This is a genomic window from Mesorhizobium sp. B264B1B, from assembly GCF_020165765.1.
GTDB lineage: Bacteria > Pseudomonadota > Alphaproteobacteria > Rhizobiales > Rhizobiaceae > Mesorhizobium.
The window spans coordinates 374,921-387,797 of sequence record NZ_JAIUIS010000002.1; the positions used below are offsets into that span (position 1 = coordinate 374,921).

Below are 12,877 nucleotides of genomic sequence, written 5' to 3' on the forward strand. Positions count from 1 at the left end.
CGTCAAGGCCTATGGCGAAGCCGACACATTGAGCTGGGCCGCACTTTACCCCGGCTCCTGGAGGCCAACCATGCCCGTGCGCCTGAAAAAGCTGATCGGAATGTTCCTGCTGGTGGCGCTTGTCATCATCTATGCGCTGGTCGCATCGATCTTCGCGGTCGCCCGGCTGTCCGAGGCGGGCCCGTGGACGCATTTCCTGTTCTTCCTGCTAAGCGGCCTGCTCTGGGTGCTGCCGGCGATGGGCATCATCAAATGGCTGATGCTGGAGCCTCGGCCCAAGCGCTGAACCGTTGCCGGCCGGCCTCAGATGGTGACCACCATCTTTCCGGCATTGGCGAGCGGCGTCGTCACGCCAGACAGCATGGTGCGGATGTGGGCGAGGTTCTGATAACGGCCGTTGACCGAGATGCGCGGCAATGCGTGCAGGAAGCCGGCGTGTTCGGCGCGCAGCACGCCATGACGGGTGGTCACGGCCGAGGTGTAGCCGGCATCGCGGACAAAGCCCACTTCGCGGCAGCCGACGGCGCTGGCATAGCCGTAGGGATAGGCGAAATGGCGCGGCTCCTCGCCCAGCTCGGCTCGCAGGATGGACTTCACCCCGACGATTTCGTGCCGCGCGTCGGCTTCTGAAAGCCGCTTCAGATTGCTGTGGTTGATCGTATGAGCACCGATCGTTACGAGCGGATGCGCTGCGATCGCGCGGATCTCCGACCAAGTCATCAGCGTGTCGACGCGCGGCCGGCCGGCGCCGACGCCGTTCGCATGCGCCAGTTCGCGCAGCACGGCGCGCAGGTCCTCTTCGCGAACCTCGCTGGTGAGATAGGTGTGCAGCCGTGCGATGGCCTGGAGCTTTTTGGCCGGGCTGGTGCAGTCGATCGTCGTTTGCCCGTCGGACGTCGTCAGGGTCAGGCGATCGCCCGCGTTGACGAGATCCTCGACCACGTCCCACCACAGATCCGCAGTGCCGTTGATCAGCCCCGGAGCCACATAGATGGTGATCGGCGCGCCGTGCTTTTCCAGCACCGGCAAGGCTTCGGTCATGTTGTCGCGATAGGCGTCGTCGGCGGTGATGGCGGCGAACTGGCCGCCCTTGCGGCGCGCCGCGATACGCTCCACCGCCTCGTCCATCGAGACGAAGGCGTAGCCATCCGCCTTCAGGCCGGCGATCACGGCGTCGAGGAAGCCGGGCGCAATGTTGAGATGACGGTTGACGCTGTCGGGCTTTTCGGGCTTTGCCGTAACGCGGTGCAGCATGAGGATGGCGCCAATACCGCCGACCAGCGGTTTGGCCAGCGGTGCGAGGCCGGTATAGCGGGCGACGTTGAGCGCCAGCTTTCGGATTGCCTCCCCGCCGTCGATCATTCCTTCACCTTTTGCGCCTAGGCTGAACCAAGCACGGATACGCCTGAGCGCCCCCAAATCGGCAGCAATACGCCCTAAGGATTGAGGTATGGTTGACGCGGCCGCGTCATTTGACGGCAATCGCCTGGCGGCAATCGAAGCCCCGCCCAGTGTGCCGCCAATAGGGCCGGCTGGGCTGTCGGTTTCCACCGCTTCCGCCGACGGGATCGCGGCCTATGCCGCGTTCTGCCGCTCCGCCGTGTTCGCGCCGGCGCAGAGCGCGGTTTGGATCCGCAACTGGGCCGCGCAGGTCGAGCCGGACCCGGTCGTGGCGATGCTGAATTGCGAAGGCAGACCGGTTTTCGCACTGGCGCTGGAGGTCGTCGGCCATGGGCCATTCCGTGTTGCGCGCTTCATGGGCGGCCGCCACGCCAATGGCAATTTCGTCGCCGCCGACCCGCAATGGCTTGCCAGGGCAGACAGTGCGGCTATTCGTTCGACCCTGGCGGCCATAGCCGAGGCTCGCCCCGACATCGATCTCGTCGCCTTAGAACGCCTGCTGCCCGACCTCGATGGCGTAGCCAACCCACTCGCCTCGTTCGATTATTTCGACAGCCCGAACCTGTCGCTCGCCGTCGACCTGGTCGGCGGTTTCGACGCACTGCTCTCTCGCGCAAACGGAAAGCGCAAACGCAAGAAGCACCGCTCGCAGACGCGCAAGTTCGAGGCCATCGGCAGCCATCGGCGCATCGAGGCGCGGACCGTGGACGAGGTCGGCCGGTTGCTCGACGGCTTTTTCGAGATGAAGGAATCCCGCTTCCGCAGGATGGGCATCGCCAACGTCTTCGGCGACGATCAAGTGCGCGCGTTCTTCCGTGCTCTGTTCACCGAGGCGCTTGCCGAGGATAAGCCCTCCTTCGTGCTGCACGGGCTCGAGGTCGCCGGCAAGCTTCGCGCTGTGACCGGATCGAGCCGCTCGGGCAAACGGCTGATCTGCGAGTTCGGCGCGATCGCCGAGGATGACCTCGCCCACACCAGCCCCGGCGACTTCCTGTTCTTCGACAATATCCAGGAAGCCTGCAAGGCGGGTTTCGACGTCTATGATTTCTCGGTCGGCGACGAGCCGTACAAGCGTTTATGGTGCGATATCGAAACGCAGCACTTCGAGGTGCTGGTTCCGCTGACGTCGAAAGGCCGCGCACTGGCGCTGGGGCTGCGGCAAAGCGCCAGGCTGAAAGCCGTCGTCAAGAACAGTCCGACGATCTGGAAGCTGACCAAGCTGCTGCGTCGCAAGGCCGCTGGCCAGGCGCCGGCGCCCGCCGAGGACGGTAGCTAACCCGCCCACCTTCCAACGTGATGACCACAAGCGCCGCTCATCGGACTCAAGCCGCCGAGCGCCTTCCTGGCACCGGGGTGCCCGGCGGTTCGTGGCCGAGCGGGGTCACCAGCGTCAACTCCGGATAGCCATTCTCGATAAGCTTGACGGCGGCCTGCGTCACCTCATCATCCGGCTCCAGCATGGAGAGGAACACCTCGGTCGCATCGCCACCCAGACGGCTGATGCCTTGGGCGTCGGCGGGACCGCATTCGACCACCACCAGGTCATAGGCGGTGGTCAGCGATTGCATGATGATCGGCAGCCGGTCGGCGGCGCGCATGGCGCGAACCGGATCGGCGGTGCCGACAGGAATGACATGGCAGTCGGAATAGAGGTCGGGGTGGATGACTTCGCTGAACTGCGCCTGCGACGCGAGCAGATTGGTGATGCCCGGGAACAGTCCGCTGTCGAGCATCGGTCGCGAGGCGGCGCCGGAAGCCGTGAGGTCGAGCAGCAGCACGCGCAGGCCGGCGTCGGAGACCTCACGCGCCACCAGGATCGCGGACGCGGCCGCCTCGTCACCTTCGGGCGACACGAAGATGGCGCGCGCGGCGCCGCTTGCGATCAGCTTTTCCGCCGCTTTTTCAACGTCGATCTCGCCCAGCACCGAACGTGGCCTGGTTTTGGCGACCGGGACGGCCTCGGCAACAGGGACGGTTTCGGCGACCGGTGCGCCGGCGGCGGGTTCGACCTCCATGGCAGGTTCCGCCGGCGAGGGCAGATCCGGCTCCACCATCATCTCCGGTTCCACCGCTTTCTCAGCGTGGTGCTCAGGCCCGGACTCTGGAATGATCGTCGGTTCCCTGGCCGCGACCGGCATCGCCACCTCGTCGATCGGCTCGAAGCGAGCGCCGCTGGCCGGGCGCATGGCGCGGCCGGAAAAGAATTCGCGCAGCAGCGTGAACACCGACATGAGCAAAAGCGAGGCGGCAAAAGCAGCACCGACGATCGGCCCGATCTTGGGGAAGTAGGCCTCGGAAGGCACTACGGCCTTCGAGATGACACGCGCGTCGACCGGCACGTAATTGCGATCCTGGCGCGAAGCCGCCTCGCGGTAGTTGGTCAGGTAAAGTTCGAGCTGCTGGCGCTTGGCGGCAGCGTCACGCTGCAGCGCATCGAGACCGACCTGCTGTTCGCCTGCCTCCGCGGAAGCCGCCTTCAGCGTGTTGACGTCGGCGACGAGCTGGCTCTCACGTGACTTGGCGGCATCGGCCTGCATCGCCAGGCCCTTCATCACCTTTTGAGCTTCACTGCGGATCTGCGCGTCGAGATCGGCTAGCTGCGATTTTGCCGCGCGGATGCGCGGATGATTGTCGAGCAGCGTCGTCGACAGGTCGGCGATGTTGGCGCGCAGTTCGACCTGCCGTTCGCGCAAGCGCTGGATCAGATCGGATGACAGCACCTCGGGCAGCGAATCCAGCGAGCCGCCATTCTGCAGCGCCTTGCGCACGCTGTCGGCGGTGCCCTCGGCGGCGGCGCGGTTGGCCCGCACCCGCGACAATTCGGTCGACAGTTCGGCCAGTTGTTGGGTGGCGAGCACAGAATTGTTGCCGCCCACCAGAAGGTCCGACTGGGCGCGATAGGCGGCGACCTTGGCCTCGGCATCCCTGACCTGCTTCTGCAGATCGGCGATCTCGGGAGCCAGGAAGTCCGCCGCGGCGGTGTTGGATTCGAGCTTGGCCGCGCCCTGCCCGGCAATGTAGGCGGCGGCAATGGCATCGGGGATAGCAGCCGCGAGCTTGGGATCTTCCGAGGAGAACTCGATGGCGATGATACGCGTCTTTTCGACGCCATAGACGTTGAGCTTCTCGCGCATCTTCTTCAGGACGCGTTCGTCGACCGGAATATCCATGGGATCGTTCTTCAACCCCACCAGGATCAGCAGGCGGTTGAGAGGCGACATATCGACAGTTTCGTCGAATTCGTGCAATCGCGACAGATCAAGCTTCTGCGCTACCTGCTTGAGGATTTCGTTGGACGAAATGATCTGGACCTGGGTGGCGACGCCTTGCTCATCGAGGATAGGCTTGTCGCTGTCATTGCTGCCGGCCGGGCGCGTGTAGACGGATTCACGCGTATCGATCTGAACCTGCGTCTGGGCCTTGTAGTGCTTGGTTGCCAGCGAAGCGAGCGCAAACGCCAACCCGGTAACCACCAGGGAGACGACCAATATTCGCAGCCAGTTCCTCGCCAGGCTGGCGAAGAGCTGCCTGAGATCGACGTCAACGTCTGCGGCCGTGGACTGAACGGACATGCATCCTACTCCGATACGGATCGCATGCACCGTAAACAACTATGGTAACTCAGCCGTTAAGATCACAGGAAGCTTCCGTCAGGACTTACTGGCAGGCGCCAAGCAAAACCGTCAAAGTTATAAAACTCCTGCCGATCGATGCCGTATCGATCGCGCCCTTTACCGGCCATTAACCCTAACAGGACGATAACGGACGCGCTCTCAGATGTTTGCTGCGACGCCGCAGCGGCCAGTCGAAGGTATGTGTCCTGTCATGAAAAGCACTGCTTCCCTCTTTCGCGCGCTGCTTGCCGTGTCGATGCTTGCTGGCTGCTCCAGCTACCGGCCGACGCCGGCCGCCTTCCACGAGGTGCTCGATCAACCCTATCGCCTGGGCGCCGGTGACCGCGTCCGCGTCACCGTGTTCGAGCAGGACGGGCTGACCAACACCTATAGTGTCGACCAGTCCGGATATCTCTCCTTCCCGCTGGTCGGTGCCGTGCCGGCGCGCGGCCACACCGCCCAGCAGATGGAAAAGGAAATCGCCGACAAACTGCGCCAAGGCTATCTGCGCGATCCCGATGTTTCCGTCGAGATCGACCGCTACAGGCCTATCTTCGTCATGGGCGAAGTGGGCGCCGCCGGCCAGTATTCCTATGTGCCCGGCCTCACCGTTCAGAAAGCCGTCGCCATTGCCGGCGGCTTCACGCCGCGCGCCAACCAGGAAAGCGTCGACATCACCCGAGATATCAACGGCAAGGTGATGACCGGCCGGGTTGTCACGTCAGACCCGCTGCTGCCCGGAGATACTGTCTATGTGCGTGAACGTCTGTTCTGACGAACACACGTGGCGGACAAACTCAGGATCGTCCATTGCTTTCGTTCACCTGTCGGCGGGATCTTTCGGCATGTGCGGGACCTCGCGGAAGCTCAGGTCGCCGCCGGCCATTCGGTCGGCATCGTGTGCGATTCGACCACAGGCGGGGAATACGAGGAGCGCCTGTTCGAGCGGATGAAGGCCATGCTGGCGCTCGGCATCCATCGCACGCCGATGCAGCGCCATGTCGGACTGGGGGATCTCGCCTCGGCCTGGCGCACCTACGGAATCATCAAGGAATTGCGGCCGGACGTGCTGCACGGGCACGGCGCCAAGGGTGGCGCCTATGCCCGTCTGTTCGGCTCATTGTTGCGGGTATCAAGGTCTCGCGTAGCCCGCCTTTATTCGCCGCATGGCGGTTCTCTCCACTATGACGAGAGCACGTTCACGGGAAAGCTGTTCTTCGCGCTCGAGCGATCCATGGCTCACTTCACCGACTGTCTGCTGTTCGTCTCGGACTATGAGCGACGCACCTATCGCAGGAAGATCGGCGAGGCGCCCATTCCGAACGCGCTGGTCTACAATGGCCTGCGCGCGGCCGAGTTCGATCCTGTTCCGGAGAAGCCCGGAATGGTGGACCTGCTCTACATCGGCATGATGCGTGACCTCAAGGGACCCGACATCTTCATCGACGCGCTGGCCCTTGCCGGGACACGGCTCGGACGCCCGCTGGGCGCCGTCATGGTGGGCGACGGCGACAACCTGCCTCGCTATCGCGCGCAAGTGAAGCGGCTCGGGCTCGACGGCAACGTGCGTTTCCTGCCGCCGATGCCTGCCAGGGATGCCTTTGCGCTGGCCGCGCTGGTCGTCGTTCCCTCGCGCGCCGAAGCATTGCCCTATGTCGTGCTGGAGACGCTGGCTGCGGGAAAACCGATGATCGCCACGGCCGTTGGCGGCATACCGGAGATCTTCGGTGCCGATTCCCCTGCCCTGATCAGGCCTGATCCGCTGCAGCTTTCCGACAAGATGGCCGAAGCGCTGGCCGATCCCGCCGCCTATCGAAAACTGATGCCCGATCGCGCCGATCTGGAGGCACGCTTCGGAGCCGATGTCATGGCCGCCGAGATCGAGAAAGCGTATTTCGCGGCGCTGGCCAAATAAACCACAAGCCCAAGCCCTTCCAAAGCCACGCGTTGTTTCAAGGGTTTCTTAGCTCTCTTTTGCTATTGCCTGGGGGAAGCTTGCGGAAATCCCATGAACGAGATCGATCCCGTGCACCGCTTTTCGGCAGAGGCTGTGCGCAAACTCGACACCCCGACCGATGGCGGCATGCCGGGCGGCATGAATGATGTCGCCCGTCAGGTCGCCTCGCAATACCGGCGCGATACGATGTCGCCGATCATGGTCAGCGGCGTCCTGCGGATGGTCGAGTTCGCAGTGCTGTTCCTTTCCGGCCTCGGCGTCTATTTCTACTTTGTCGGCTTCTTCAACTATTTCGCCTGGCAATATCCGCTGACGATCGCCGCCGCGTCGTTCCTTGCAGTGGTGCTGCTCGACGTCACCGATTGCTACCAGATCGTCTCACTCATGCGGCCGATCGCCAATTTTGGCCGTTTGCTGCTGGTCTGGGCCGGCACGTTCGCCCTCATGGCGCTGACGGCATTCGTGATGAAGATATCTGAAAACTATTCACGATTGCTGTTCGGCACTTGGTTCGCCGTCGGTTTCATTCTCATCTTCGGCCTGCGGCTGGTGATGTCGAAGCTGATCCGGCGCTGGGCGCGCGACGGCCACATGGAGCGGCGCGCCGTCATCGTCGGCGGCGGCAAGGCAGCGGAGGTCCTGATCCGCTCGGTCGAGAGGCAGCCCTACAACGACATCCGCATTTGCGGCATTTTCGACGATCGCAGCGACAAACGCTCGCCGCCTATCGTCGCCGGCTATCCCAAGCTCGGCACAATCTCGGAGCTGATCGAATTCGCCCGCATCGCCCGCATCGACATGCTGATCGTGTCGCTGCCGCTGACCGCCGAATCGCGCGTGCTGCAATTGCTGAAGAAACTGTGGGTGCTGCCGGTCGACATCCGGCTGTCGGCGCATTCGAACGCGCTGCAGTTTCGTCCACGCGCCTATTCCTACATCGGCTCGGTGCCGATGCTCGACATCTTCGACAAGCCGATCAACGACTGGGATTCGGTGGCCAAGCGCGCCTTCGACATCGTTTTCAGCCTGATCGGCATCGTCGTGTTCTCACCGGTGATGCTGGCGACCGCTATCGCCATCAAGCTCGACAGCAAGGGACCGGTGCTGTTTCGCCAGAAGCGGCATGGTTTCAACAATGAGGTGATCGAAGTCTACAAATTCCGCTCGATGTATGCCGACCGGTCGGACCCGACCGCCAGACAGACGGTCACCAAGAACGACCCGCGCGTTACCCGCGTCGGCCGCTTCATCCGCAAGACCTCGATCGACGAGCTGCCGCAGTTCTTCAATTCGCTGCTGGGTTCGCTGTCGCTGGTCGGCCCGCGGCCGCACGCGATTGCCGCGCAGTCGCACAACCTGCTCTACAACGAAGTGGTCGACGGCTATTTCGCGCGCCACAAGGTCAAGCCCGGCGTTACCGGCTGGGCGCAGATCAATGGCTGGCGCGGCGAGATGGACACCAACGAGAAGATCCGCATGCGGACGGAATACGACCTCTATTATATCGAGAACTGGTCGATGCTGTTCGACCTGCGGATCCTGTTCCTGACGCCGATTCGGCTGCTCAACACGGAAAACGCCTATTGAGCGCGGTCACCCATGACCTGCCGCGCGCGGCGGTCAATGCGAAGCTGATCGCGCTGATTTCCTCGGGCGCGGTCGGGCTCGGCATCCTGCTTTCCGGCTTCGTCATCAGCGAGCCGGCTCCTTACGAGATCTACATGGCCGGCCTGATCGCCATCTGGGCGCTTTTCGGTTTGAGGATTTCGCACGCGGCCGCGCCGCTGCTGGTGCTTCTGGTGACGATGAATATCGGCGGCATGATCGCCATGACGCAGATGTCAGACCTCGCCAACACGCCGCTCTACCTTGCAGTGTCGCTGTTTCTCGCCTTCAGCGCGGTCTTCTTCGCATCGGTCACCGCCACGCAGCCGAGCCTCTACCGGCTGATCTTCATTGCCTATGTCGTATCCGCGGTGATGACTTCGCTGCTCGGCATAGCAGGGTATTTCCATGCCTTCCCGGGCGCGGAGATGTTCACCAAATACGACCGCGCCGCAGGCGCCTTCCAGGACCCGAACGTGTTCGGGCCGTTCCTGGTTCTGCCCGGCATCTATCTGCTCTATCTGCTGCTGACCGGGCCGGTCTCGCGCATGCCGCTGCTGGCGGTGCCGCTGCTCATCATCACATCAGGCATCTTCTTCTCCTTCTCGCGCGGCGCCTGGGGCATGTTTGCCGTCTCTGCCGTTCTGCTTACCGGCTGCCTGTTCCTGCAGAGCAACAGCGGCATGTTCCGGCTGCGCGTGGTGGTGATGACCATCGCGGCATTGTCGCTGCTGACGATCGCCATGATCGTCATCCTGCAGCTGCCGGGCGTGGCGGAAATGTTCTCCAACCGTGCCCATCTCGAACAGAGCTACGACACCGCCCGCCTCGGCCGCTTCGCCCGCTATGCAATCGGCTTCCAAATGGCGATGGAGCACCCGTTCGGCATCGGGCCTCTGGTGTTCGGCACCATCTTCGGCGAGGACACCCACGACATCTGGCTGAAGATGCTGATGGATTATGGCTGGCTCGGCTTCGTATCGTTCCTGACGCTTGTCCTCTGGACGATATGTGCCGGATTCCGCATCCTGCTGCGCGACCGGCCATGGCAGCCCTATCTCCTGTGCGCCTATGTCGCCTTCATCGGCAATGTCGGGCTCGGCACCTTCATCGACATCGACCATTGGCGCCACGTCTATCTGCTGCTCGGATTGGTCTGGGGCGCGATCGCGCTGGAACACCGTCATCAGCGGCAATTACGGCTGGCGATGCCGGGCTCAACAGCCATCGCATTCACACCAGCGCGACAAGCGCCGAATTTCGGTTGACCCGAGCGGGGTTATCACGATACATCGCGACCGGTCCGGAGTGTAGCGCAGCCCGGTAGCGCACTTGACTGGGGGTCAAGGGGTCGTCGGTTCGAATCCGGCCACTCCGACCATCTTAAACAAGGACTTACCCCCAAAGTCCGTCTCATCGATCGCCATCTACCCCTGGCAGACATCGACCCATTCGGCGCCGGTGAGATCAGCCATGCGTTGCGGTGCGATCAGCACCGCCGCGTTGGTGGCGCCGGCGGCGGGCACCACCTCTTCGAAACCGCGCAGCGACACGTCGCAATAGACCGGCAGCGGCGCCGGCAGGCCGAACGGGCAGACACCGCCGACCGGATGGCTGGTTGCCTCGATAACCTCAGCGGCCTCCAGCATGCGCGGCTTACTGCCGAACCGATCCTTGAACTTGCGATTGTCCAGCCTGGCGGTGCCGCTGGTCACGACCAGCATGGTGCGTTCGCCGACGCGAAGGCAGATCGTCTTTGCGATCTGCGCCGGCAACACGCCGTGCGCCTGCGCAGCCAATGCTACGGTTGCCGAACTCGCGTCAGTCACGATCACGTCGATGTCAGGCGCCTTGCTGGCAAAGAAGGCACGAACGGATTCCAGGCTCATCGAAACCCCGCGGATCGAAATGACGAAGCAGCAAGCTAGGCCGGCGCGTCCATAAACACGTGCCAAGGGTAAGCAGGCAAGCCTTCAGTCACGGCAAACAGAAAACCCGCCAAGGTCCCCGGCGGGTTTTCGAACATGCATGGCACTGGCGCTACAGCGCGGGGCGGTCTTGCGCGGCCCGCGCCTGCACGGCCGTGCCGAGCAGCGCCTCCTGAGGAAGCCGAAGCGCCGACGCAATACGGCGCAGTTGCGACGGATCGGCCGTCCTGCCGTTCTCGATATCCTCGATTTCGTCGACCGACAGACCGGTTGTCAGGGAAAGCTCCTCGACACTGTATCCCCTGGTTTCCCGAATCGTTCTGAGGGCGCTATGGCCTTGCCCGGCTTCGCTGGCAACCAGTTCCGGGAGGGGTTCGCGCTTTGCACTGTATGGCATTGGCAACTCCGTTGGCTGAAAGAGTTTGATGAAAATGGTGTTGCCTGAGACGGCGAGAACATGCCCGCTTGCGGGTGATTTGCCAAGTCACAAACTGGCCGTCACAGCATCGTGAACCATGCCTGGCGGACGCCGCTCGCAACCGCTCTCGATCAAGTTCTTTTGAACACCTGATCACCTCGTCCCTCGATGATTTTTACGACCCCGTTCGTTGGTTCAATTGCGCCGGCGCGAAACCCAAGACGTTGCCGGCGCGGCTGTCATTTTCCTGAAAGGATCGATGCGATGAAATTGCGGACAATCACGATCGTGCTCGGCACGCTTTCCAGCCTTGGCCTTGCTGCAACCAGCGCGCCGGCGGCAGACACGGTGCGGGTGCGCGGCGTCGTGGCCAGTTCCGACCAATCCCAGCTGACGGTGAAAAACCGCCAGGGTGGCATGGATAAGATCAAGCTCGCTGCCGGATGGAAGATATCGGGCGTCGCGGGCGCGTCGGTAAAGGACATCAAGCTCGGCGATTTCCTCGGCATAGCATCCGTGTCGAAGGCCGATGGCGGCAGCGGCGCGCTCGAGGTCGTGGTGTTTCCCGCAGCCTTGAAAGGCACGGGCGAAGGCGACCGCGCCTGGGACCTCAAGCCCAACAGCCGCATGACCAACGGCACCGTCGCCGACGTGACCGACGTGAATGGCCGCGCGGTGACGCTGACCTATGACAACGGCCAGACAAAGAAGATCTCAATCCCCGACAAGACGCCGGTCGTCACCTTCGCGCCGGCCACGCCGGGCGATCTCAAGCCCGGCGCGCCCGTCGTGGTCACCGCGACGCGCGGCGCCGACGGCACGCTGAGTGCCAACCGCGTCGTGGTCGGCAACAATGGCGTGGTCCCGCCCATGTAAGCCGGTTGCGTCTGCGGCCCCGTACCGAAATTTCTCCCGCTCATCGGCGCTGTGGGCTCAGCCTGTCGGCGGAGCCCACAGCCTGCGCCGCCAGACACATTCCAGAAACAAAATTCTATATTCGGGAAATACTGACGAAAGAAATCGGGAGCGTAATCCCGCTCGCGGCGAACAGGCTGTTGGCCTGATTCAGATTGCCTGCGAAAAAAGGAAGATATCCATGAAGAAGTCCCTCCTCTCGGCCCTCGGGCTTGCAGTTGCACTTGCATTCACCATGCCAATACTCGGCGCGACCAGCGCTGATGCGGCGCCGATGCACAAGCATCACCGTCATCATCGCAAGCACCATCGTAGCCACCACTACCATCATCACCACCACCACAAGGTTATGGGCAAGAAGGCCTGAGCTTAACCGACTGCCAATGAGAAGACCGGCTTTGGCTTCTTGTTCGAAGCCGGTCTTCTCCTGGTTTCCTCCGGATATGCGCCGTATCAGCGCGATCTCGCAGCGCTACAACGAGCGCCTGCTCTGACGAAAAAACCCCTGTTCGTGCTGCAGACCGACAAGCTGGGGCTATGGCCCTTTTTTCGTGGCACCCACAGGCGCCGCTGTCCTAAACCGGGTGCACTTCCGGGCAACATGAACCGCCCGCGCACCGATCCAGCGGAACCGAGGAATGAAATAAAGGTCAGCGCCGGCTGAACAGCAGACTGGCGACCAGACCAAGCACCACAAAGCCGATCGCCGCGGCCGTCGCCGGATGCTCGCGGGCGGATTTCTCGATCGCCCTGCCCCGCTCGCGGATCGCCGGCAACGCATCGTGCAGACGTTCCGCAAGGTCGGAATACGTGTCAAGCGCCGCGTCGCGACCGTCTTCGTAATAGGCGCCGCCCCGCCTGGACGCAGCCTTCTTCAGGGCCGCCAATTCCCTGGAGAGTGCAGCGACCCGCCTGTCGAGATCGACGTCCGAGAGGGTCGAGAATAATGCCATGATGCGTTTCCTTGTCTGCTCAAGCCTTGTCTTGCTCAAGAAAACGTAACGCATCACCCAAAGGCGGGTTCCCGTTCTTCAGGCGC

At 63.0% G+C, this 12,877-nt stretch carries 13 protein-coding genes and 1 tRNA gene; 9 read left to right on the forward strand and 5 right to left on the reverse strand.

What is annotated here, in order from left to right; all coding sequences use genetic code 11:
* The first annotated feature begins 70 nt into the window (after positions 1–70).
* Positions 71–286 (forward strand): DUF2842 domain-containing protein, encoded by a 216-nt coding sequence (locus tag LB547_RS05655; protein ID WP_140522178.1) that lies wholly within the window; start codon positions 71–73, stop codon positions 284–286.
* A 17-nt stretch (positions 287–303) separates the two neighbouring features.
* Here LB547_RS05655 and LB547_RS05660 read toward each other — a convergent pair whose 3' ends face one another.
* A complete protein-coding gene (locus LB547_RS05660) occupies positions 304–1,362 on the reverse strand; it encodes a polysaccharide deacetylase family protein (RefSeq protein WP_224655780.1) in 1,059 nt (352 codons plus the stop codon).
* A gap of 88 nt (positions 1,363–1,450) precedes the next feature.
* Between LB547_RS05660 and LB547_RS05665 the strand changes: the two genes are divergently transcribed.
* Positions 1,451–2,677 carry a GNAT family N-acetyltransferase gene (locus LB547_RS05665; protein WP_140761594.1) on the forward strand — a complete coding sequence of 409 codons (1,227 nt, stop codon included), beginning with the start codon at positions 1,451–1,453 and terminating at the stop codon, positions 2,675–2,677.
* A 46-nt stretch (positions 2,678–2,723) separates the two neighbouring features.
* Here the strand turns inward: LB547_RS05665 and LB547_RS05670 are convergent, their stop codons facing one another.
* A complete protein-coding gene (locus tag LB547_RS05670) occupies positions 2,724–4,973 on the reverse strand; it encodes a GumC family protein (RefSeq protein ID WP_140761600.1) in 2,250 nt (749 codons plus the stop codon).
* Positions 4,974–5,226: 253 nt separating this feature from the next.
* Here LB547_RS05670 and LB547_RS05675 point away from each other — a divergent pair, with 253 nt between their 5' ends.
* The 5 genes from LB547_RS05675 to LB547_RS05695 all read left to right on the forward strand — a co-directional run bounded on the left by LB547_RS05675 (position 5,227) and on the right by LB547_RS05695 (position 9,958).
* Positions 5,227–5,790, forward strand: a complete 564-nt coding sequence (locus LB547_RS05675) for a polysaccharide biosynthesis/export family protein (RefSeq protein WP_140493982.1) — start codon at positions 5,227–5,229, stop codon at positions 5,788–5,790.
* Positions 5,791–5,799: 9 nt separating this feature from the next.
* The gene (locus tag LB547_RS05680) at positions 5,800–6,930 is read left to right on the forward strand and encodes a glycosyltransferase family 4 protein (RefSeq protein WP_140521809.1); all 1,131 of its coding nucleotides are present in this window, start codon (positions 5,800–5,802) and stop codon (positions 6,928–6,930) included.
* A 93-nt stretch (positions 6,931–7,023) separates the two neighbouring features.
* Positions 7,024–8,559 carry an undecaprenyl-phosphate glucose phosphotransferase gene (locus tag LB547_RS05685; protein ID WP_140493986.1) on the forward strand — a complete coding sequence of 512 codons (1,536 nt, stop codon included), beginning with the start codon at positions 7,024–7,026 and terminating at the stop codon, positions 8,557–8,559.
* The gene (locus LB547_RS05690) at positions 8,556–9,845 is read left to right on the forward strand and encodes an O-antigen ligase family protein (protein WP_140583467.1); all 1,290 of its coding nucleotides are present in this window, start codon (positions 8,556–8,558) and stop codon (positions 9,843–9,845) included. Before LB547_RS05685 ends, LB547_RS05690 begins: the two co-directional genes overlap by 4 nt.
* A 36-nt stretch (positions 9,846–9,881) precedes the next feature.
* A tRNA-Pro gene (locus tag LB547_RS05695) sits at positions 9,882–9,958 on the forward strand.
* Positions 9,959–10,004: 46 nt separating this feature from the next.
* Here the strand turns inward: LB547_RS05695 and LB547_RS05700 are convergent.
* Entirely contained in the window at positions 10,005–10,466 is a 462-nt protein-coding gene (locus tag LB547_RS05700) for a YbaK/EbsC family protein (protein ID WP_140761604.1), read from the reverse strand.
* A gap of 151 nt (positions 10,467–10,617) precedes the next feature.
* Positions 10,618–10,902 carry a helix-turn-helix domain-containing protein gene (locus LB547_RS05705; protein ID WP_140493999.1) on the reverse strand — a complete coding sequence of 95 codons (285 nt, stop codon included), beginning with the start codon at positions 10,900–10,902 and terminating at the stop codon, positions 10,618–10,620.
* A gap of 285 nt (positions 10,903–11,187) precedes the next feature.
* Here LB547_RS05705 and LB547_RS05710 point away from each other — a divergent pair, with 285 nt between their 5' ends.
* Complete coding sequence (locus LB547_RS05710) at positions 11,188–11,799, forward strand: hypothetical protein (protein WP_140761611.1); 612 nt, start codon at positions 11,188–11,190, stop codon at positions 11,797–11,799.
* A 220-nt stretch (positions 11,800–12,019) separates the two neighbouring features.
* Positions 12,020–12,205 (forward strand): hypothetical protein, encoded by a 186-nt coding sequence (locus tag LB547_RS05715; protein ID WP_140494001.1) that lies wholly within the window; start codon positions 12,020–12,022, stop codon positions 12,203–12,205.
* Positions 12,206–12,488: 283 nt separating this feature from the next.
* Here LB547_RS05715 and LB547_RS05720 read toward each other — a convergent pair whose 3' ends face one another.
* Entirely contained in the window at positions 12,489–12,791 is a 303-nt protein-coding gene (locus tag LB547_RS05720; RefSeq protein WP_140515713.1) for a hypothetical protein, read from the reverse strand.
* Between the last annotated feature and the right edge of the window lie 86 nt (positions 12,792–12,877).